Here is a 19404-nt window from a genome sequence, read left to right as displayed (position 1 = left end):
ATCACGTTCTGCTAACGGTAGCAAACACCACCTGTGAGTCGTGAGCGCCGATCGTCTCGGCTTGTCACGGTCGCAGGAGATGCTCAGCCGGCGGCGGCTGCCGCGGCAAGCCCCGACACGATGGTCATGGCGAGGATGACGACCAGCATCGCGAGGCTCCACCCGAGATCGAGTGCCACCTGCCCGATGCGGATCGGCGGGAGGATCCGCCGGAAGAACTTCACCGGCGGATCGGTGATGCTGTACACGAGTTCGACGACGACGAGCCAGAAGCCCCTCGGGCGCCACGAACGGTTGAACGTCCGCACGAGATCGAGCACGAAGCGCCCCCACATCACGAAGAAGTAGATGAGAAGGAGTGCGTACAGGAGGTTCCAGACGACGAGGAGCGCGCCCACGGGCGGCTACGCGTGCGTGAAGAACGACGCCTCGACGTCGCCCTCCGCATCGCCCGTCTCCCCCGAGACGACCACGTGCGCGGGCGAGAGCAGGAACACCTTGCTCGTGACCCGCTCGATCTTGCCGTAGAGCCCCTGCGAGAGGCCGCTCGCGAAGTCGATGAGACGCCGTGCGTCGGCATCGGACATCTGCGAGAGGTTGATGATCACCGGCACGCCTTCACGGAAGGACTCGGCGATGACTTGCGCGTCGCGGTACTGACGCGGGTGGACGGTCAGGATCTCGTTCATCTCCGCCTGCGGGGTGCTCGGTTGGACGTGGTGCTTGCGCAGCGGGGTCACCGCTGCGCCGGTCTTCTGCGCGGGAGCCGGAGCGGCGTGCACGACCGGGGCCGGTGCCGCTGCGGCCTGGGGCTGCGCGTGGGGCGCCTCGTGCTCGAGCTCCTCATCGGCGAGTCCGAGATAGACCATGGTCTTCTTGAGCGGGTTCGACATCGATGCCTCCGTCTGTGTTCCGTCTCTTCGAGGTTAACCGGCGGCCGGCCGATTCCCGGTGATTGCGCTCCCGATCCGGAGGTGTGTCGCACCCTCCAGAATCGCATCGCGAAAGTCGTGGGACATCCCCATGGACAGGTCGCGAGCATCCGGTGCGAGCCTGGCGACCCGTTCGGAGAGCTCGCGCACCCTGGCGAACGCGGGGCGCGCCGGCTCGTCGAGCGGCGCGACGGCCATGAGCCCGCGGAGCGACAGCCCCGGAGTGCCGAGCACCCGCTCGACGAGCTCATCGAGCGCCTCGGGCGCGACACCGCCCCTCCCGGGATCGTCGGTGAGGTTCACCTGGACGAAGCAGTCGATGGATGCCTCGTCGGAACGCAGCGCGTCCACGAGCGCCGGCCGGTCGATGGAGTGGATCGCCGCAGCATAGGCCCGTACCTGCTTCGCCTTCTTGCTCTGCAGCTGCCCGATGAAGTGCCAGTTGAGGCCGAGCTCGGCGAGCTCTGCTGCCTTCGCCTGAGCCTCCTGGTGCCGGTTCTCGCCCACGTCGCGCACGCCGTGCGCGGCGAGTTCGCGAACGAGCGAGGCCGGGTGGAACTTCGTGACGACGATGGTCGTGATCTCGGATGCCTCGCGGCCGGCCTCGCGCGCGGCGTCCGCGACGCCCGCCTGGACGGCCGCGAGGCGGTAGCCGAGCCCGCTCACTTCAGGAAGTCGGGGATGTCGAGGTCGTCGTCGTTGTCGTCGAAGGCCGGGTCGGTGACGATCTGGTCGGCGCTCGAGCTCTGTGCCTCACCCCAGTTCGCCGTCTCGACGAGCTCGTCGATGTCGATCTCGGCGATGACCTCGGCGACGTCCCCGCCGAGCGCATCGCCGAGCGAGCCGGTGCCGCCGACGCCCGCGCCGACCGCTGCCGCCGCCGCGGGGACGAAGTTCGTCCGACGCGCCTCGACCGGCTTCGCGTTCGGCTCGCCGCCGTCGAATCCGGCGGCGATGACCGTGACGCGCACCTCGTCGCCGAGGGTGTCGTCGATGACCGCTCCGAAGATGATGTTGGCCTCGGGGTGCACGGCCTCCTGAACGAGCCGGGCCGCGTCGTTGATCTCGAAGATGCCGAGGTTCGATCCGCCCTGGATCGAGAGCAGCACGCCGTGGGCGCCGTCGATCGACGCCTCGAGCAGCGGGCTCGCGACGGCGAGCTCTGCGGCCTTGATCGCGCGGTCGGCCCCTCTCGAGGAGCCGATGCCCATGAGCGCGGAACCGGCGCCCTGCATGACCGACTTGACGTCGGCGAAGTCGAGGTTGATGAGGCCGGGCGTGGTGATGAGGTCGGTGATGCCCTGCACACCGGCGAGGAGCACCTGGTCGGCGGTCGCGAACGCCTCGAGCATCGAGATGCCGCGGTCGCTGATCTCGAGCAGGCGGTCGTTCGGCACGACGATGAGGGTGTCGACCTCCTCCTTCAGGCGCGCCACGCCCTGCTCCGCCTGGGTCTGACGGCGCTTGCCCTCGAACCCGAAGGGCTTGGTGACGACACCGATGGTGAGCGCACCGATCGACTTCGCGATGCGGGCGACGACGGGAGCGCCGCCGGTGCCCGTGCCGCCGCCTTCGCCTGCGGTGACGAAGACCATGTCGGCGCCGGCCAGCGCCTCCTCGATCTCCTCGGCGTGGTCCTCGGCGGCGCGGCGGCCCACCTCGGGGTCGGCGCCTGCGCCGAGCCCGCGGGTGAGGTCGCGTCCGACGTCGAGCTTGACGTCGGCGTCGCTCATGAGCAGTGCCTGGGCATCGGTGTTGATCGCGATGAATTCGACTCCGCGGAGGCCGAGCTCGATCATGCGGTTGACGGCGTTGACACCGCCGCCGCCGATACCGACCACCTTGATGACGGCGAGGTAGTTCTGGTTTGTCGACATGTCCGGCCTTCCGTGCGAACTCTGAACCCTGAACCTCTAGTCGAAGGTTAAAGTTTTGCTGAGTATGCAATTCCTGTGATGACGGTACGAGGAGCACCGCACGCGCCGCGCAAGGCGGGCTCGGCGTGTCGCGATCCGACCGCCGAGAAAGCTCGAGACGAGCTCGCGCGGGGCCTCGACGCTCAGTACGTGACCGCGCTCTCGGGGGACGAGACGTCGTATCCGGACACGGTGTCGGGCGGCGCCACCACCATCAGGCGTGCGAGCACCGCGGCTTTCGTGCTCGAGTCGCCGGCGCCGCCCCAGACCACCGGCACTCCCCCGGCCAGCTCGAGCCGCACGTCGTCGGCCGTCTCGGCCGAAGCGCCGACGAGCAGCGCCCGGACCTCAGCAGGCAGGCTCCTGACGACCGCCGCGACGGCGCGGAATCCGTCCGAGGCGGTGCCGCCCGGCGTCTCGATGAGCGGCTGCCCGTCGGGACGCGCCTCGGGGCGCTCGATGACGACCCCGGCGCCGTCGACCAGCTCGAGACCGCGTGCGGTCTCGATGACGCCGACCGGCGTGCGCTCGACGATGCGCACGACGAGGGTGCCCGGCGGGATCGTCTCGGTCGAATACGTCTCGATCAATCGGAAGTCGGCGAGAGACCGATGCACGTCGTCACGGGTGACGAGCGGCAGCGGCGTGCCGAGCTCGTCCTCGAATGCCGCGACGATCTGCTCGGGAGGGATGCGAGCGGCGCCCTCGACGCGCACCTCGCGCAACGCCATCAGCGGGGAGTACGCCCCGCCGACCACCACGACGACGAGCAGCGCCAGCGCTCCGCCGACGACCGCCCACACGAGTCGACGTCGGCGCGAGCGCTTCGTGAAGCGCCGCACCTCCTGCTTCTCGTAGCGGCGCCGCGCACGTTCGGCCGCGGCGACGGCGCGCCGTGCGCCCTTCGCATCGCCCGGCGGCTCGGGAAGCGCGGGCGGGCCCTCCGCGGCGGTGTCGTGCGGCCCCGCTCCGGCCAGGAGTCCGCGGCGGACGTCGTCGAGCGGCACCGTCTCCTGGAGATCGCGCGCCGCGCGCGGAGCTCCGACACCGGCGCCGGCCACTACGGCGATCGGCTCGGTGCCCACGCGGTCGGCGGCACCGCCGGCATCCCCGGGCCGCGCGGCGGGGACGCGGGCCGCCGGCCGGACCGCGGAGGGCGTCGCCCCGCCCAGCGGCGGCCGCCTCGGCGGCCGCGCCTCGAAGCCCTGCGGCCGCTTCACGGGCGGCCCACCGTCATCCGCGCTCCCGCTCGAGCGATCCCAGCAGCTGCGGAACGATGCGGTAGACGTCGCCGCAGCCGAGTGTGATCACGAAATCGCCCTCGCGCGCGATGCGCGCGGTGTGGTCGGCCGCCTCCTGCCAGTCGGGGACGAAGGCGACGTGGGTGGCGTCGGCGAACCGCTCGCTCACGAGTTCACCGGTCACGCCGGGCACCGGATCCTCCCGGGCTCCGTAGACGTCGAGCACCACCGTCTCGTCGGCGAACTCCTCGAGCACCTCGGCGAACTCCTTCGCGAAGGCCTGGGTGCGGCTGTAGGTGTGCGGCTGGTGGACCGCGATGATGCGCCCCTCGCCCACCACGGTGCGAGCCGCCGCGAGGGCTGCGGCGACCTCGGTCGGGTGGTGCGCGTAGTCGTCGTAGACGCTCACGCCGCCGACGACGCCGTGCAGTTCGAAACGACGGCCGGTGCCCGCGAATCGGGCGATGCCCGCGAGGGATGCCGCGGGGTCGAAGCCGAGCCCCACGAGCACGGCGAAGGCGCCCGCGGCGTTGATCGCGTTGTGCTTGCCGGGTACGAGCAGCTGCGCGCGGTGGTCGACGCCGTCGTAGGCGATCGAGAACGCGACGGGGCCGTCGGTCTCGATGGAGTGCACGCGCACGGTCGCGTCCGCCGCCTCGCCGAAGGTGACGACGTTCTGGTGCGCCAGGCGCTCGGTGACCCGCTTCGCGCCGGCGTCGTCGGAGGAGACGACGACGAGCTCGCTCGCGCGATCGGCGAAGTCGACGAAGGCCTGTTCGAAGGCCTCGCGCGACCTGTAGTGGTCGAGGTGGTCGGGATCGACGTTCGTGATGAGTGCGACCGCCGTGTCGTAGAGCAGGAACGAGCCGTCGGACTCGTCGGCCTCGACCACGAAGAGCTCGTCGGCGCCCGCCGCTGAGCTGACGCCGAGCCCTTCGATCACGCCGCCGTTGACGAAGCTCGGGTCGGCGCCCTGGGCGAGGAGGCCCGTGACGATCATGCCGGTCGAGGTGGTCTTGCCGTGCGCGCCGGCGACCGAGACGAGGCGCCGGCCCGAGATCAGCCACGCGAGCGCCTGCGAACGGTGCAGCACCGGGAGCCCGCGTTCGAGCGCCAGCCGGTACTCGGGGTTGTCCTGCCAGAGCGCGCCCGTGACCACGACCGCCTCTGCGTCGCCGAGGTTCTCGGCGGCGTGGCCGATGGCGACCTCGGCACCGAGCTCGCGCAGGGCGGCGATGTTCGCCGAGTCCCGCACGTCGGAACCGGTCACCCGATGACCGGCGTCGAGGAACAGCCGTGCGATGCCGCTCATGCCGGAGCCCCCGATGCCGACGAAGTGCACGGCGCCGAGCTCGGCGGGGATCTGGATCGAGAGATCGGGCTTGATGGTCACGTTCGGGTGCTCTTCCTCGGTGCTGTTCGGTCGGGTCGTCGCACGGAGTCCGTGCGGATGGTTCGAGGGCCGGATGCGCGGACATCCGCCACGCTCCACGTTACGCGCCTCAGGCGGGGTGCGCGGCTCCCCCGCCGCGGGCGGCGTCGATGAGCGCGACCATCCGCGCCGTGCCGTCGCGGACGCCGGCAGTCGCGGCGGCCGCCGCCATCGCGGCGACACGCTCGCGGTCGGAGAGAAGGGGGACGAGCTCGGCATCGACCCACTCGGGGAGGAACCGGGCATCGTCGACGAGGATGCCGCCGCCCGCCTCGACCACGCCGGCCGCGTTGAACCGCTGCTCGCCGTTGCCGACCGGGTACGGCACGTACACGGCGGGAAGCCCGAGTGCGGCGAGCTCGCTGACCGTCGCGGCGCCGGCGCGGGAGACCACGAAGTCGGCGACCGCCAGCGCGAGATCCATGCGGTCGGCGTACTCGACCATGCGGTAGTCGGCGATACCCGGGTCGTCGACCTCGGAGTTCGCCCCCGTGATGTGCAGCACCTGCCAGCCGGCCCCGGTGATCGAGTGCGCGCTGTCGACCATCGTGCGGTTGATGCGGCGTGCACCGAGCGAGCCCCCCGTCGCGAGGAGCACCGGGCGGGCAGGGTCGAGGCCGAAGAACTCCGCGGCCTCGGCCCGGAGCGACGCACGATCGAGCGACTCGATCTCGCTCCGCAGCGGCATGCCGACGACCTCGGCGTGCGGCAGCGGCGTGCCCTCGAACGCGACGCCGACCTCTGCCGCCCAGCGGGCGCCGAGCCGGTTCGCGAGACCGGGCTTCGCATTCGCCTCGTGGATCACCACGGGGATGCCGGCGCGACGCGCGGCGAGGTACGCGGGCGTCGAAACGTAGCCGCCGAACCCGACGACGATCTCGACCCCGCGCTCGGAGATGATGCGCGCGACGTCGTCGATCGAGCGGCCGAACCGCGACGGGAACGCCAGCGCAGCCCGGTTCGGACGCCGCGGGAACGGCACCTTCGCGATGGTCAGGAGCTCGTAGCCGCGTGCGGGCACGAGCCGCGCCTCGAGTCCCTCGGCCGTGCCGAGCACGAGCACCTCGGCGCCGGGGTCGCTCTCCCTGAGCCGGTCTGCAACGGCGAGCAGGGGGTTCACGTGGCCGGCGGTGCCACCGCCGGCGAGCAGGTAGACGCTCATCGTGCGGCACGCTCCGACGCACGAGCCCTGCGGGCCGCGGTTCGCGCCGCCGCCCGCGCCGGCGCCTCGGGGTCGCGGGCGACCGAGAGCACCACGCCGATGGCGACGAGGGTCGTCAGGAGGGCGGTGCCACCGGCCGAGACGAGCGGCAGCGGGACACCGAGGACGGGGAAGACTCCGAGCACGACTCCGATATTGACACAGGCCTGGCCGATGACCCACACCATCACGGCCGCGGTCACGGTCTTCGCGAACATGGTGCGGGCGCTCCGCAGCACGCGGGCGAAGGCGACCGCGAGCAGCACGAACAGTCCGATGACCACGATCGCGCCGATGAGGCCGAGCTCCTCGCCGATGATGGCGAAGATGAAGTCGTTGTCGGCGGCCGGCAGCCACGACCACTTCGCGGCCGAGTTGCCGAGGCCGACGCCGAAGACGCCGCCGTTCGCGAGGGCGTAGGTGCCGTGCATGACCTGCCAGCACGAGTTCAGTGCGTCGGCGGCCCCGGTGTCGCAGTTCGAGTCGACGAACGACATGATGCGTCGCATCCGGTTCTCGCTCGAGAACGCGACGATCACGAACCCCACGACCGCGACGACGATCGGCAGCAGCAACAGGCGCAGCCGCACCCCGATCAGGAAGAGTGCGCCGAGCAGCATCGCCCCCATGATCATCACGGTACCGAGGTCGCCGCCGAGGAGGACGAGGCCGATCGCCCCGCCGCCGACCAGCAGGATGGGCAGCACCCCGTGGGTGAAGTCGCCGAGCTTGTCCTGCTTCTTCGTGACGATGAGCCCGAGCCAGATGACGAGCGCGACCTTGATGAACTCCGAGGGCTGGAACTGCACCGGGCCGACGCGAAGCCAGTTGGTGTTGCCGCCGTCCTCGATGCCGAGGTCGGTGGCGACCACGAGCAGCTGGGGAATGCAGGTGATGATCAGTGCCGGCCACGCGATGCGCATCCAGAACTGCTCGGGCATGCGACTCGCGATGAGCATCGCCGGGATGCCGATGATCGCGAAGACGCCCTGGCGGATCGCCTGGTCGAGAAGACCCCCGTCTTCGAGGTACGACTCGACAAGCGACGCCGAGAGCACCATGACGAGGCCGAGCACGACGAGGAAGAGCGTCGTGCCGAGCAGCAGGAAGTAGTCGGCCGACTCGACGCGGAAGACCCGCCCGAGCCGGATTCGGGCGGCCGAGACGCCCTGCTGGTCAGCCTTCTGGCGACGGGTCGAGCGGGGCGGAGTCGCCATCCGCCTCACCTCCCAGCATCGTTCTGACCGCCTCGTGGAACCGCCGGCCGCGATCGCCGTAGTCGGCGAACTGGTCCATCGACGCCGCAGCGGGCGCGAGCAGCACGGTGTCGCCCTCTGCAGCGACCGATGCGGCCAGTGCGACCGCCTCGGGCATCACCTGTTCAGTGTCGTCGGCCATCACCTCGAAGAGGGGCAGCTCGGGCGCGTGTCGGCGGAACGCCGCGACGAGGAGTTCACGGTCGACGCCGATCACGATCGCCGCTCGGAGCCGCCCGACGTGCGCCGCGACGAGCGCATCGGCGTCGACGCCCTTGAGGAGCCCGCCGACGATCCAGACGACGCGGCCGAACGCCCGCAGCGACGCCTCGGCGGCGTGCGGATTCGTGGCCTTCGAGTCGTCGATCCAGCGCACGCCCCCCGCGACGGCGACGGTCTCGATGCGGTGCGCGTCGAGCCGGAAGTCGTTCAGCGCATCATGGATGACCCCGACCGGAACTCCGAACGAGCGCGCGAGCGCCGACGCGGCGAGGATGTTCGCCACGACGTGCGGCGCATCGAGCCCGCGCGGTTCGAGCTCGACGCGCGTCGTGATCTCGAGCGCCGAGTTGCGCCGGTCGTCGAGGTAGGCGCGGTCGACGAGGATGCCCTCGACGACACCGAAGTCGCTCGGCCCAGGCACCTCGAGGCCGAAGCCGATCGCCCTGGCTCCCTCTTCGACCTCGGCGTCCTCGACCATGCGTCTCGTCGCCTCGTCGGCGCGGTTGTAGATGCACGCGTGCTTCGTGTTCTCGTACACCTTCGCCTTCGCCGCGCGGTAGGCCTCGAACGAGCCGTGCCAGTCGAGGTGGTCGTCGGCGATGTTGAGCACGACGCTCGCCCACGGGTGCACTGCGCCGGCCCCCAGCGTCGGAAGGTGGTGCAGCTGATAGCTCGAGAGTTCGACCACGAGCACGTCGAACCCGCCCGGGTCGCGTACGGCGTCGAGCACCGGCACGCCGATGTTGCCGCACGGCGCCGCCCGCAGCCCGTTCGCCGCGAGGAACGTCGCGGTCATCTGCACGGTCGTCGTCTTGCCGTTCGTGCCGGTCACGAGGATCCACTCGGCGGCGTTCACCTTGTCGCGGACGCGCCAGGCCAGCTCGATGTCGCCCCACACGGCGATGCCTTCGCGGCCCGCCCACTCGAGCACGGGGTGGTCGGGGTGGAACCCCGGCGAGACCACGACGACCTCGGGCGCGAACCCCTCGAGCTCGGCGGGCACCGCGTCGAGCGGGTGGCGGAGGAGACTCGCACCGATCACCTCGAGGATGCGCGCCCGGTCGTCATCGACCTCGGGCGCCACGACGAGCACCTCGGCGCCGAGTTCGGTGAGCGTGTCGGCGACCGCGAAGCCGGTGACCCCCACCCCGAGCACCGCGACCTTGAGCCCGCGCCAGTCGGCGTTCCAGCTCGTGAGGGTGTCGAGGCGGTTCGAGGTCGGTGCCGAGGCATCCGCCATCAGCTCTGCAGCCATTCGAAGTAGAACGCACCGACGCCGGCGGCGACGAAGAGGCCGCCGATGATCCAGAAGCGCACCACGATCGTGACCTCGGCCCACCCCTTCAGTTCGAAGTGATGGTGGATCGGGCTCATCAGGAAGATGCGTTTGCCGTGCGTCGCCTTGAAGTAGGCCCGCTGCAGGATGACCGAGCCGGTCTCGATGACGAAGAGGCCGCCGATGATGATGACGAGCAGCTCGGTGTGGCTCACGACCGCGAGCGCCGCGAGCGCGCCGCCGAGGCCGAGCGAGCCGGTGTCGCCCATGTAGATCTTCGCCGGGTTCGTGTTCCACCAGAGGAATCCGATGAGGCCGCCGACGATCGCGGCCGAGACGATCGCGATGTCGAGCGGGTCGCGCACGTTGTAGCAGCGGTACTCGTCGCTCGGGTTCAGACCGATCGCAGCGCACGCCTGGTTGAACTGCCAGAAGCCGATGAAGACGAACGAGCCGATCGCGAGGATCGAGGCGCCGCCGGCGAGGCCGTCGAGGCCGTCGGTCACGTTGACGCCGTTCGAGGTCGACGCAGCGATCAGGCAGATCCAGACGACGTAGAGGATGATGCCGAAGAACGTGCCGAACACCATGAAGTCGAGCGGCAGATCGCGGATGAACGAGATCTTCGTGTTCGCCGGCGTCACACCCTGGTCGTTCGGGAACTGCAGCGCGAGCAGGGCGAACAGCGCCGCGACGAGCACCTGTCCGGCGACCTTCGCCCAGCCGCCGAGCCCGAGGCTCTGCTTCTTGCGCGTCTTCAGGAAGTCGTCGACGAACCCGACCGCACCGAGGCCGACCATCATCAGGAGCACCAGCATGCCCGAGGCCGTCGGCCGCTCGTTCGAGACGAGCAGCGTCGCGACGAAGTAGCCGAAGAGGGTGCCGAGGATGAAGATGATGCCGCCCATCGTGGGCGTGCCGCGCTTGACGTGATGGCTCTGCGGCCCGTCGTCACGGATGAACTGGCCCCAGCCGATCCGCGTGAACAGGCGGATGAACAGCGGGGTCAGGAACAGCGTGAAGGCGAGCGACAACGCTCCGGCGGTCAGCAGTGCTCTCACGCGAACCATTCTCCCAGTCGGTCGCCGAGCAGGCAGTTCGACTGCCCAGCCTCGTCGCGGTGATGAACAGCGTTCACGCGAACCATTCTCCCAGTCGGTCGCCGAGCAGGCGGAGACCCGCCGAGTTCGACGATTTCACCAATATCGTGTCGCCGGGGCGGGCGCCCGCGGTGACGAGTTCGAAGGCCTCATCGGCCGTCTCGACGTACGCCGATTCGCCGTCCCACGATCCTTCGTTGATCGCCGAGATGTGCAGCCGACGTGCGGCCTGGCCGACGACGACGAGCTGCGAGATCCCGAGGCGCACGGCGAGCAGGCCGATGCGGTCGTGCTCCTCCCCCGAGAACTCGCCGAGCTCGCTCATCTCGCCGAGGACGGCGATCGTGCGGCTGCCCGGCTCCTGCACCTGCGCGAGCGTCTTGAGCGCGGCCGACATCGAGTCGGGGCTCGCGTTGTACGCGTCGTTGATGACGGTGATGCCGTCGCGCCCGCCCATGAGCTGCATGCGCCAGCGTTCGGCGAGGGTCACCTGCTCGAGTGCGGCGACGACGTCGGCGAGGGGCACGCCGAGCTCGACGGATGCCGCGACCGCGGCCAGCGCGTTCATGACGTGATGCTCACCGAGTACCCCGAAGTGCACCCGGGCCTGCTCGCCGCCGGGCACGGTGACGGTGAAGTCGGTGCCGCGAGCGTGGGCGCGGAGCTCGGTCGCACGCACCTCGGCGGTGTCGCCCAGTCCGAACCAGACCACGCGGGCCTTCGTGAGCCCGGCCATCGGCACGACGCGCGGGTCGTCGGCGTTGAGCACCGCGACATCGCCCGGGTGCAGGTCGGTGACCATCTCGGACTTCGCCTGCACGGTCTTCTCGATGCCGCCGAATTCGCCGGCGTGGGCGAGGCCGACCTTCAGCACGATGCCGACGTCGGGGCGGGCCATGCGGATGAGCCGGGCGATCTCGCCGACCCCCGAGGCACCCATCTCGGCGACGAGGAACTCGGTGTCCTCTGCGAGCTCCAGCATCGTGACGGGCGCGCCGACCTCGTTGTTGTACGAGGCGCGCGCGGCGACGGTCGGGCCGACCTTCTCGAGCACGGCGCGCAACAGGTTCTTCGTCGTGGTCTTGCCGTTCGATCCGGTGACGCCGACGATGCGCAGCCTGCCGAGCTCGCGCACTCGACGCACGACCTCGGTCGCGAGCGCGCCGAGGGCGTCGATCGAGTCGGCGACCACGATCTGGGGCACTGGGAGGTCGAGCACGTGTTCGACGATGAGCACGGAGGCACCGCGCTCGACGGCCGACGGGGCGAAGCGGTGGCCGTCGTCGAACTCGCCGCGCTTGGCGACGAAGACGTCGCCCGCGCCGATCTCGCGCGAGTCGGTCGTGACGGCGCCCGTGACGACGGTCTCGGGGGTCGCAGCCGCGCCGTCGAGGTGGAGCGTGCCACCCGCGGCGGCCGAGATCTCGGCGAGCGTGAGCGCGATCATTCGAGCCACCCCGCTTCGCGGAGCGCCTGCTTGGAGTCCTCACGTGCCGAGTACGGGATCTTCACGCCTTTCACCTCGTGGTAGTCCTCGTGGCCGGGGCCGGCGTAGAGGATGGCGTCGCCGTCGTCGGCGAGGGCCAGTGCGGCGCGGAACGCCGCCTTCGGGTCGGCGATCTCGTGGATCTCGCGCTCGGGCACGGCCTCGCGTGCACCGGTGATGAGCGCGGCGCGGATCGCCGCGGGATCTTCGAATCGCGGATGGAAGTCGGTGACGACGACGACGTCGGCGCCGCGTGCGGCGATCGCCCCCATCTCGGCGCGCTTGGTCGTGTCGCGGTCGCCGTCGGCGCCGAACACCATGATGACCCGGCCCGAGGTCGAGCGGCGGATCGCGCCGAGCGTCTGGAGGAACGCGTCGGGGCTGTGCCCGTAGTCGATGTAGACGATGGGGCCGCGATCGCCCGAGATGCGCTCGGCGCGGCCCGGGATGTACGCGTCGATGCCGCCGTCGCGCTCGAGTGCGGCGGAGATGCGGTCGAGGTCGTAGCCCGCCTCGGTGAGCATGACGATCGCGAGCGCCGCGTTCGCCGCCATGTACCAGCCGAGCAGCGGCACGCGGGTCTCGAGGCGACGTCCGTCGGGAGCCTCGAGCGCGAAGGCCGTGTACGCCGCCGCTTCCTCGAGGACGGTGAGGCGCCAGTCGGCGGGCACCGCAGCCTCGCTCGTCAGCGTCGTCACCGGGATGCGCGACTCGGCGACCAGTCGGCGACCCCACTCGGAGTCGACGGTGACGACGCCGCGCCGCGCGCGGTCGGGCTGGAAGAGCTCGCGCTTCGCCTCGAAGTACTCGTCCATGTCGGCGTAGTCGTCGAGGTGGTCGTGCGTGAGGTTCGTGAAGCCCGCGACATCGAAGACGAGCCCGTCGACGCGGTGCCGCGAGAGCGCCTGCGCCGACACCTCGATGCCGACCGCCCGCACCTCGACCTCGCGCATGCGGGCGAGGAGCGCATGCAGCTCGCTCGCCTCGGGGGTCGTCAGCGAGCTCGTGACGGCCTCGTCGCCGATGCGCCGCTCGGCCGTCGAGGTGAGGCCGGCGACGACGCCGAGCTGCCGCAGGATGCCGTAGAGCAGGTACACGACGCTCGTCTTGCCGTTGGTGCCGGTCACCGCGAACGTCGTCGCCGGATTCTCGGTGGTGCGGTGGATCCACGCGGCGACCTCGCCGAGCGCGGCACGCGCGTCGGGCGTCACGAGGATGGGGAGCCCGGAGTCGGCGGCCAAGGTCGCGCCGGCCTCGTCGGTCAGCACGGCGACCGCGCCCGCGTCGCGCGCGGCGACGGCGTACTGCGCCCCGTGGGCATTGCGCCCGGGAACCCCGACGTAGAGGTCGCCGGGGCGCACCGCGCCCGAGGCGAGACCCGCACCGGTGACCTCGAGGTCGCCGAGCTCGCCGCGCACGTCGAACCCGAACTCCTCGGCGAGGCCGCGGAGCGATCGGGGGCTCGGGTGCTGCGGCCGGAGGGCCGTGGGAGGCGATCCGGTCACGAACCCAACTTTCTCACCAGGTGGCTGGCAGATCGGGCGCCGGGGCGCCGGATGGAACGGTCCGATACTTCTTCAGCACCTGGCTCATCACCTCTTGGAAGACGGGAGCGGATGCGGCGGACGAGTTCATCTTAACGGCATTCTGGAAGCTCACCGAAACGACGAACTCGGGATCGTCGGCGGGCGCGAAGCCCGAGACGGAGACGAGGTAGCCCGGCAGGTACTGCCCGTCTGGGCCCGCCACCTGCGCGGTGCCGGTCTTCGCCGCGACGCGGTACCCGGGGATCTCCCACTGGTCGGCGAGCCAGCCTTCGGCGTAGACGCGCTCGAGCATCGCGCTCGTGTCGTCGGCCGCCTGCTCGGAGACGACCCGGGTGCCCTGCGCGGGCGGCGAGGTGGTCTCGCCGTCGGCGGTCGTGCATCCGTCGACGAGCGTGACGGGCATGCGCACGCCGCCGTTCGCCAGCGTCTGGTAGACGCTCGCGATCTGCACGGCGGTCGTGGTGAGACCCTGGCCGAACATCGTCGCGTACTTCGTCTGGTTGTCCCAGTCGTCGGGGTCGCCGTGCAGGTCACCGGCGGCCTCCTCGGGGAACCCGACCTCGGTCTGCTCCCCCAGGCCGAAGTCGAGCATGTCGTCGTAGCGCTGCCGATCGCTGATCCGCTCGCCGAACATCGACATGCCGGTGTTCGACGAGTCGACGAGCACGCCCGTGAGGGTCAGCCGCTCGTCGTCGTGGTACGAGCTGTCGTTGATGTTCGCCCCGTTCGGCGGCAGGTACCTGTACGGCGCGATGATCTGGTCGACCGGTGTCGCCTTGCCCGCGTCGAGCACCGACGCCGCGGTGAGCGCCTTGAAGGTCGAGCCGGGCTCGAACGGCGCCGTGAAGGCACGCGAGCCGCGGTCTTCGGCGTCGGTCGCCGAGGGATCGTTGGGGTCGACCGTCGGCACGTCCGCGATCGCGAGCAGGCGCCCCGTCTTCACCTCCATGACCGTCACCGTGGCCCAGTCGGCGCCGACCGCGCGGCGCTGCTCCTCGGCGACGCGCTGCACGTAGTACTGCAGGTCGGCGTCGATCGTGAGCTTCAGCGTGCCCCCGTCCTTCGCCTGCTCGTGCACGATCTCGCTGCCGGGGATCGGCACCCAGTCGGCCGCGCTGTGGAGGTAGCTCACCTCGCCGTCGGCGCCGGCGAGGCACTGGTCCTCGGCGAGCTCGAGCCCCGCGAGCGGGGTGCCGTCGTCGGCCTGCACGAAGCCGAGCAGGTTGCCGCCGACCGCGCCGTTCGGATAGGTGCGGCTCGGGTGCTTCTCTGCGTACACCCACGCGATGTCGAGGGCCTTCACCGCTTCGTAGGCCGTCGTGTCGACCTGCTTCGCGAGGAAGGCGTAGTCGGAGTCGGGGTCTTCGGCCAGCTTCGAGGTGATGACGCCGATCACCTGGTCGCCCGTGAGGCCGACGAGCGGCCCGAGCTCGGCGGCGACCGGTGCGAGCTCGGCCACGAGCTCCTCGGTGGTCACGTCGGCCTTGTGCTTGGGATCCTGCTTCTGCTTGCGTTCGACGACCGCGAGCTTCGCCTGCTTCGGCGAGATCACGATGTCGTAGCGCATCACGCTGTCGGCGAGCACCGTGCCGTTCGCGTCGACGATGTCGCCGCGGGCGCCCCACACCTTGACGGGCTGCGACCTCGCGTCCTGGGATTTCGCGTTCAACGCCGAGGCGCGCACCACCTGGATGTCGACGAGCTTCACGACGAACACCCCGACCAGCACGACGAGCACCACCGCCGAGGCGAGGATCCTGCGCATGGGGTGTCGACTCGTCCGGTTCATCCGCTGCGGTCCTCGTTCGTGCTCGTCGTGGTGGTGCTAATGGGTGGCGGGAGTCGGCAGGCCGTCACCCGCCGGCGGAGCGACCGGAGCCTCGACGGGCGCCTCCGCCCCCGCCTCGCTTGCAGCCCCCGCTGCGGCCCCGCCCTTCGGAGTCTCCACTGCGGGCTGCTCGGTCACGAGCGGCACGCCGTCGATGAGGGCATTCGGGACGAGCGGCGCGGATGCCGCGGCACCGCCGACCGCGGCCGACGGGTCGCCGCTCACCGAGCCGTCGGAGAGCCGCAGGAACACGGGGTTCGAGTTCGGCACCATGCCGAGGGCTTCGGCGTTCGCCGCGAGGTACTGGGGCGACTCGACCCGATCGAGGTCCTCGCGGAGCTGCTGCTCCTGGCGGTCGAGCGTCGTCTGCTGCATGGTCGCGTGGTCGATGTCGTAGGCGCCCTGCGTGATCGCGATCGACAGCAGCAACTGCGCGACCACGATGACCGCGACCCCCGCCACGGCGATGATCGCGTAGGCGAGGCGGGGCTTCGCCCGCCCGGTGCCGGGCTCGGGGGCGGGACGCAGCCAGCGGGGCCGCTCGGGTGCACGCCGGGGCGCGGGCAGGGACTGGGCCGGCACAGCGCTCATGACGGCCTCCTCACTCGTTCTGCGGCGCGCAGTCGCACCGGTTTCGCACGCGGGTTCTCCGCCTGCTCGGATTCGCTCGCGAGCTCGGCTCCCCTGACGAGGAGCTTCCACTGCGGGCGGTGCTCGGGCAGCTCCACGGGGAGCCCGGCGGGCGCCGACGAGCTGGATGCGGCCTGCAGCACGCGCTTGACGATCCGGTCTTCGAGCGACTGGTAGGCGAGCACGACGATCCGGCCGCCGACGGCGATCGAGTCGAGCGCAGCGGGCATCGCCCGCTCGAGCACCGAGAGTTCCTCGTTCACCTCGATGCGCAACGCTTGGAACACCCGCTTCGCGGGGTGGCCCTGCCGCTGCACGGCAACCGGCGTCGCCGCCTGGATCACGGCGACGAGTTCGGCCGAACGCGTGATCGGGGCATCCTCTCTCGCCCTGACGATGGCGCGCGCGTAGCGGGCCGCCAGCTTCTCCTCGCCGTAGTCGAGGAAGATGCGCTTGAGCTCGTCTTCGCTGGACTCGGCGATGACGTCGGCGGCGGTGCGCCCCTTCGTGAAGTCCATCCGCATGTCGAGCGGGGCGTCCTTCGAGTACGCGAATCCGCGCTCGGCACGGTCGAGCTGCAGGGAGGAGACACCGAGGTCGAACAGCACGCCCTGCACCTCGGTGAAACCTTCGGAGCGCACGGCCCGCGCGATGCCGTCGTAGACGGTGTGCACGAAGCGGGCTCGGTCGCCGAACTTCGCGAGTCGCTCGCGGGCGATGGCGAGCGCGTCGGTGTCGCGGTCGAGGCCGATGACCGTGAGCTCGGGGAAGCGCTCGAGGAACGCCGCGGTGTGCCCGCCCATGCCGAGGGTGGCGTCGACCATCACCGCGCCGCGCTGCTCGAGCGCCGGCGCGAGCAGCTCGAGCGTGCGCTGGAGCATGACCGGGGTGTGAATGCGTTCGATGTCCATGATTCCGCCTTGCCTTCCGGGCCTTCGAGCCCTGATCCCCATCCGTTCGTCCTGGTGCGGGGAAGTGCACCAGGCCCGGCCGGCTGGGAGTCGGGACCCGTGGATCAGAAGAGTCCGGGGATCACCTCCTCCGCCGTTTCCGCGAAGGCCGCCTCCTGCTCGGCGAGGTAGCTCTGCCACGCCGCCTGATCCCAGATCTCCACCCGGCTGCCGGCGCCGATGACCGTGAGGTCCCGGTCGAGCCCCGCATAGCTGCGGAGCATGGCGGGGATGGTGACCCGGTTCTGCTTGTCGGGGGTCTCCGCGGATGCCCCCGAGAGGAACACGCGCATGTAATCGCGTGCCTGCTTGCTCGTGACCGGGGCTTGGCGGATCTTCTCGCTCATGCTCTCGAACTCGCGGGCGCTGAATACATAGACGCAGCGCTCCTGCCCGCGCGTGAGCACGAGCCCGTTCGACAGCTCCTCCCGGAATTTCGCCGGAAGAATGACGCGGCCTTTCTCATCGAGCTTTGGTTCGTAACTCCCGAGGAACACCACACCACCCCCTTTCCTCCGGCCAGAATCCAGGTGCCCCCACTTTACTCCACCTCCATCCACCGATCAACGACATTCGCTCGATTTCGCCGCGCCAGCGTCGCGTGAACCCCGTATTCACGCGGAATCACAGGGGTGGAGGGAGGTGGAGGAAATCGACACGCCGGGGAGGAGACGGGGCATCACTTCACCTTCGGATGCCCCGACGGCCGCATCCGGCGATCACGCCGGCGCCCCCGGGGACACGAAAAACGGGCCGATCTGACGATCGGCCCGTTCGGGTGGTGCGAAGTGGAGGGGTTACCCGTGCCCGTCCTGGCGGCGGTCCCAGCGCTCGTTCATGCGGTCCATGAAGCCGGTGCCGGAGCGGGGCTTCGCCGCACCCGCGGACTGCCCGCTCGGCGCGGGCGTCGCGGCACCGCGCTTCGAGGGGGTGATCGCGACGAGCACGCCGGCGAACATGAGCACGAAGCCCAGGATGCCGACGATCAGCAGTTGCGTCGCGACACCGATGATCAGTGCACCGACGCCGGCGACGGCGAGCAGCACACCGAGCACGATGGCGCGGTAGTTCGGTCGCCGACCCCGCACGCCTCCGACGGCGTGCACGAAATCGGCATCGTTGCGATAGAGGTTCCGCTCCATCTCCTCGAGAAGACGTTGCTCCTGCTCTGAAAGCGGCATCTCTTTCCCCTCAGGCTCGGGATCGACGCATCCGAGTCCATTCTAGCCCTGCGCTGCGTCGGTAGGCTAGGCGGGTGGCTCACAGCTCCCGACTGGTCGATATGGTGCACGAACGCATCGAGGACTTCCTCGCCGAACGCACCTCCATTCTCCGCTCGATCAGCGCCGACCTCGAACCGCTCGACGGCTTCTCTCGGCGCTTTCTCAGCGGAGGAAAGCGGTTCCGCGCACTCTTCTGCTACTGGGGCTGGGAGGCCGTGCGGACGCGCGGTTTCGATCCCTTCGAGGCCGCGGAGGGGCCGGACCGGTTCCCGGTCGTCTCGGCCGCGGCGGCGCTCGAACTCTTCCATGCCGCTGCACTCGTGCACGACGACCTCATCGACCGCTCCGACACCCGTCGCGGTCTCCCGTCGGCGCATCGCCTCTTCGAAGGACTCCACGCCGAATCCGGCTGGGCCGGCGACGCCGCCGACTTCGGCGTCGACGCGGCGATCCTCCTCGGCGACCTCCTGCTCGGCTGGAGCGACGAGATCCTCGACGAGGGGCTCGACGCCCTGGCCGACCGCGCAGCCGCCCGCGCATCGCGTCGCGAGTTCATGCGAATGCGCACCGAGGTCACGGCGGGCCAGTACCTCGACATCCTCGAGGAGCGCGCATGGGTCGTGCAGCCCGACGATGAACAGCGACTCCGCGCCGAACGGGTGATCGTCTACAAGTCGGCGAAGTACAGCATCGAGGCGCCCCTCGTGATCGGCGCTTCCCTCGCCGGCGCGACCGAGTCGCAGATCCGCACGCTTCGCGACTTCGGCCTGCCGCTCGGCATCGCCTATCAGCTGCGCGACGACCTGCTCGGCGTCTTCGGCGATCCCGAGGTCACCGGCAAGCCGAGCGGCGACGACCTCCGAGAGGGCAAGCGCACCGTGCTCGTCGCGATCGCCCGCGAACGGCTCGCGGCCGGCCAGCGACGGCTCCTCGACGAACTTCTCGGCGACGCGTCACTGAGCGCAGAGCAGGTGCGGATGCTGCAGCGCACGATCTCCGAATGCGGCGCCGTCGACGAGATCGAGCAGATCATCGCCCGGAACGCCGCTCGAGCGGTCGCCGCACTCGACGACGCGCCGCTCGGTCACGAGGCGCGCAACGAACTCGCCGCGATGGCGAAGACGGTCACCCGTCGCACGAGCTGAGCGGCGCGGCAGCGCCGGG

General features: G+C 70.4%; 18 protein-coding genes. 1 reads left to right on the top strand and 17 read right to left on the bottom strand.

All coding sequences use genetic code 11. The features are described 5' to 3' along the window. Positions 1 to 83: 83 nt before the first annotated feature. From GQQ93_RS11315 to GQQ93_RS11235, 17 genes are all read right to left on the bottom strand, one after another. Complete coding sequence (locus GQQ93_RS11315) at positions 84 to 398, bottom strand: YggT family protein (protein ID WP_157424341.1); 315 nt, start codon at positions 396 to 398, stop codon at positions 84 to 86. A gap of 6 nt (positions 399 to 404) precedes the next feature. Continuing rightward, entirely contained in the window at positions 405 to 893 is a 489-nt protein-coding gene (locus tag GQQ93_RS11310) for a cell division protein SepF (protein ID WP_157424340.1), read from the bottom strand. 33 nt (positions 894 to 926) lie between these two features. After that, positions 927 to 1598: a YggS family pyridoxal phosphate-dependent enzyme gene (locus GQQ93_RS11305; protein ID WP_157424339.1), complete on the bottom strand. Its 672-nt coding sequence runs from the start codon at positions 1596 to 1598 to the stop codon at positions 927 to 929. Continuing rightward, a complete protein-coding gene (ftsZ, locus tag GQQ93_RS11300; protein ID WP_157424338.1) occupies positions 1595 to 2809 on the bottom strand; it encodes a cell division protein FtsZ in 1215 nt (404 codons plus the stop codon). The genes GQQ93_RS11305 and ftsZ overlap by 4 nt, the downstream gene beginning before the upstream one ends. Positions 2810 to 2991: 182 nt before the next feature. Then, positions 2992 to 4068, bottom strand: a complete 1077-nt coding sequence (locus tag GQQ93_RS11295) for a cell division protein FtsQ/DivIB (RefSeq protein WP_157424337.1) — start codon at positions 4066 to 4068, stop codon at positions 2992 to 2994. Between the two features lie 13 nt (positions 4069 to 4081). Next, the gene (gene murC / locus GQQ93_RS11290; RefSeq protein ID WP_246192292.1) at positions 4082 to 5482 is read right to left on the bottom strand and encodes a UDP-N-acetylmuramate--L-alanine ligase; all 1401 of its coding nucleotides are present in this window, start codon (positions 5480 to 5482) and stop codon (positions 4082 to 4084) included. A gap of 109 nt (positions 5483 to 5591) precedes the next feature. Next, positions 5592 to 6683, bottom strand: coding sequence for an undecaprenyldiphospho-muramoylpentapeptide beta-N-acetylglucosaminyltransferase (gene murG, locus GQQ93_RS11285; RefSeq protein ID WP_246192291.1), 1092 nt, complete (start codon positions 6681 to 6683; stop codon positions 5592 to 5594). Beyond that, entirely contained in the window at positions 6680 to 7939 is a 1260-nt protein-coding gene (gene ftsW / locus GQQ93_RS11280; protein WP_157424335.1) for a putative lipid II flippase FtsW, read from the bottom strand. The genes murG and ftsW overlap by 4 nt, the downstream gene beginning before the upstream one ends. Beyond that, complete coding sequence (gene murD / locus GQQ93_RS11275; RefSeq protein ID WP_246192290.1) at positions 7899 to 9455, bottom strand: UDP-N-acetylmuramoyl-L-alanine--D-glutamate ligase; 1557 nt, start codon at positions 9453 to 9455, stop codon at positions 7899 to 7901. The genes ftsW and murD overlap by 41 nt, the downstream gene beginning before the upstream one ends. After that, the gene (gene mraY / locus GQQ93_RS11270; protein WP_157424334.1) at positions 9440 to 10537 is read right to left on the bottom strand and encodes a phospho-N-acetylmuramoyl-pentapeptide-transferase; all 1098 of its coding nucleotides are present in this window, start codon (positions 10535 to 10537) and stop codon (positions 9440 to 9442) included. Before mraY ends, murD begins: the two co-directional genes overlap by 16 nt. A 73-nt stretch (positions 10538 to 10610) precedes the next feature. Continuing rightward, positions 10611 to 12023: a UDP-N-acetylmuramoyl-tripeptide--D-alanyl-D-alanine ligase gene (locus GQQ93_RS11265; protein WP_157424333.1), complete on the bottom strand. Its 1413-nt coding sequence runs from the start codon at positions 12021 to 12023 to the stop codon at positions 10611 to 10613. Beyond that, complete coding sequence (locus GQQ93_RS11260) at positions 12020 to 13567, bottom strand: Mur ligase family protein (protein ID WP_157424332.1); 1548 nt, start codon at positions 13565 to 13567, stop codon at positions 12020 to 12022. Before GQQ93_RS11260 ends, GQQ93_RS11265 begins: the two co-directional genes overlap by 4 nt. 13 nt (positions 13568 to 13580) lie before the next feature. Next, positions 13581 to 15374 carry a peptidoglycan D,D-transpeptidase FtsI family protein gene (locus GQQ93_RS11255; protein ID WP_157424331.1) on the bottom strand — a complete coding sequence of 598 codons (1794 nt, stop codon included), beginning with the start codon at positions 15372 to 15374 and terminating at the stop codon, positions 13581 to 13583. Between the two features lie 60 nt (positions 15375 to 15434). Further along, a complete protein-coding gene (gene ftsL, locus GQQ93_RS11250) occupies positions 15435 to 16028 on the bottom strand; it encodes a cell division protein FtsL (protein WP_157424330.1) in 594 nt (197 codons plus the stop codon). Beyond that, positions 16025 to 16978: a 16S rRNA (cytosine(1402)-N(4))-methyltransferase RsmH gene (gene rsmH / locus GQQ93_RS11245; RefSeq protein WP_157424329.1), complete on the bottom strand. Its 954-nt coding sequence runs from the start codon at positions 16976 to 16978 to the stop codon at positions 16025 to 16027. Before rsmH ends, ftsL begins: the two co-directional genes overlap by 4 nt. Before the next feature lie 104 nt (positions 16979 to 17082). Then, positions 17083 to 17514, bottom strand: a complete 432-nt coding sequence (gene mraZ, locus GQQ93_RS11240) for a division/cell wall cluster transcriptional repressor MraZ (protein ID WP_026378744.1) — start codon at positions 17512 to 17514, stop codon at positions 17083 to 17085. Between the two features lie 300 nt (positions 17515 to 17814). Beyond that, on the bottom strand, positions 17815 to 18198 hold the full coding sequence (locus GQQ93_RS11235) for a DUF3040 domain-containing protein (RefSeq protein ID WP_157424328.1): 384 nt from the start codon (positions 18196 to 18198) through the stop codon (positions 17815 to 17817). A 74-nt stretch (positions 18199 to 18272) separates the two neighbouring features. Here GQQ93_RS11235 and GQQ93_RS11230 point away from each other — a divergent pair, with 74 nt between their 5' ends. Further along, complete coding sequence (locus GQQ93_RS11230) at positions 18273 to 19385, top strand: polyprenyl synthetase family protein (RefSeq protein WP_157424327.1); 1113 nt, start codon at positions 18273 to 18275, stop codon at positions 19383 to 19385. Positions 19386 to 19404 lie beyond the last annotated feature (19 nt).

Origin of the sequence: Agromyces lapidis (genome assembly GCF_009749405.1) — a bacterium.
Lineage (GTDB): Bacteria > Actinomycetota > Actinomycetes > Actinomycetales > Microbacteriaceae > Agromyces > Agromyces lapidis.
This window is presented reverse-complemented; position numbering and strand designations above follow the sequence as displayed.

Coding starts and splice junctions, on each gene's coding strand:
- ftsW (WP_157424335.1), bottom strand. CDS start 7,939: ATGGCGACTCCGCCCCGCTCGACCCGTCGCCAGAAGGCTGACCAGCAG.
- ftsL (WP_157424330.1), bottom strand. CDS start 16,028: ATGAGCGCTGTGCCGGCCCAGTCCCTGCCCGCGCCCCGGCGTGCACCC.
- GQQ93_RS11255 (WP_157424331.1), bottom strand. CDS start 15,374: ATGCGCAGGATCCTCGCCTCGGCGGTGGTGCTCGTCGTGCTGGTCGGG.
- GQQ93_RS11265 (WP_157424333.1), bottom strand. CDS start 12,023: ATGATCGCGCTCACGCTCGCCGAGATCTCGGCCGCCGCGGGTGGCACG.
- murG (WP_246192291.1), bottom strand. CDS start 6,683: ATGAGCGTCTACCTGCTCGCCGGCGGTGGCACCGCCGGCCACGTGAAC.
- murD (WP_246192290.1), bottom strand. CDS start 9,455: ATGGCTGCAGAGCTGATGGCGGATGCCTCGGCACCGACCTCGAACCGC.
- GQQ93_RS11235 (WP_157424328.1), bottom strand. CDS start 18,198: ATGCCGCTTTCAGAGCAGGAGCAACGTCTTCTCGAGGAGATGGAGCGG.
- ftsZ (WP_157424338.1), bottom strand. CDS start 2,809: ATGTCGACAAACCAGAACTACCTCGCCGTCATCAAGGTGGTCGGTATC.
- GQQ93_RS11310 (WP_157424340.1), bottom strand. CDS start 893: ATGTCGAACCCGCTCAAGAAGACCATGGTCTATCTCGGACTCGCCGAT.
- rsmH (WP_157424329.1), bottom strand. CDS start 16,978: ATGGACATCGAACGCATTCACACCCCGGTCATGCTCCAGCGCACGCTC.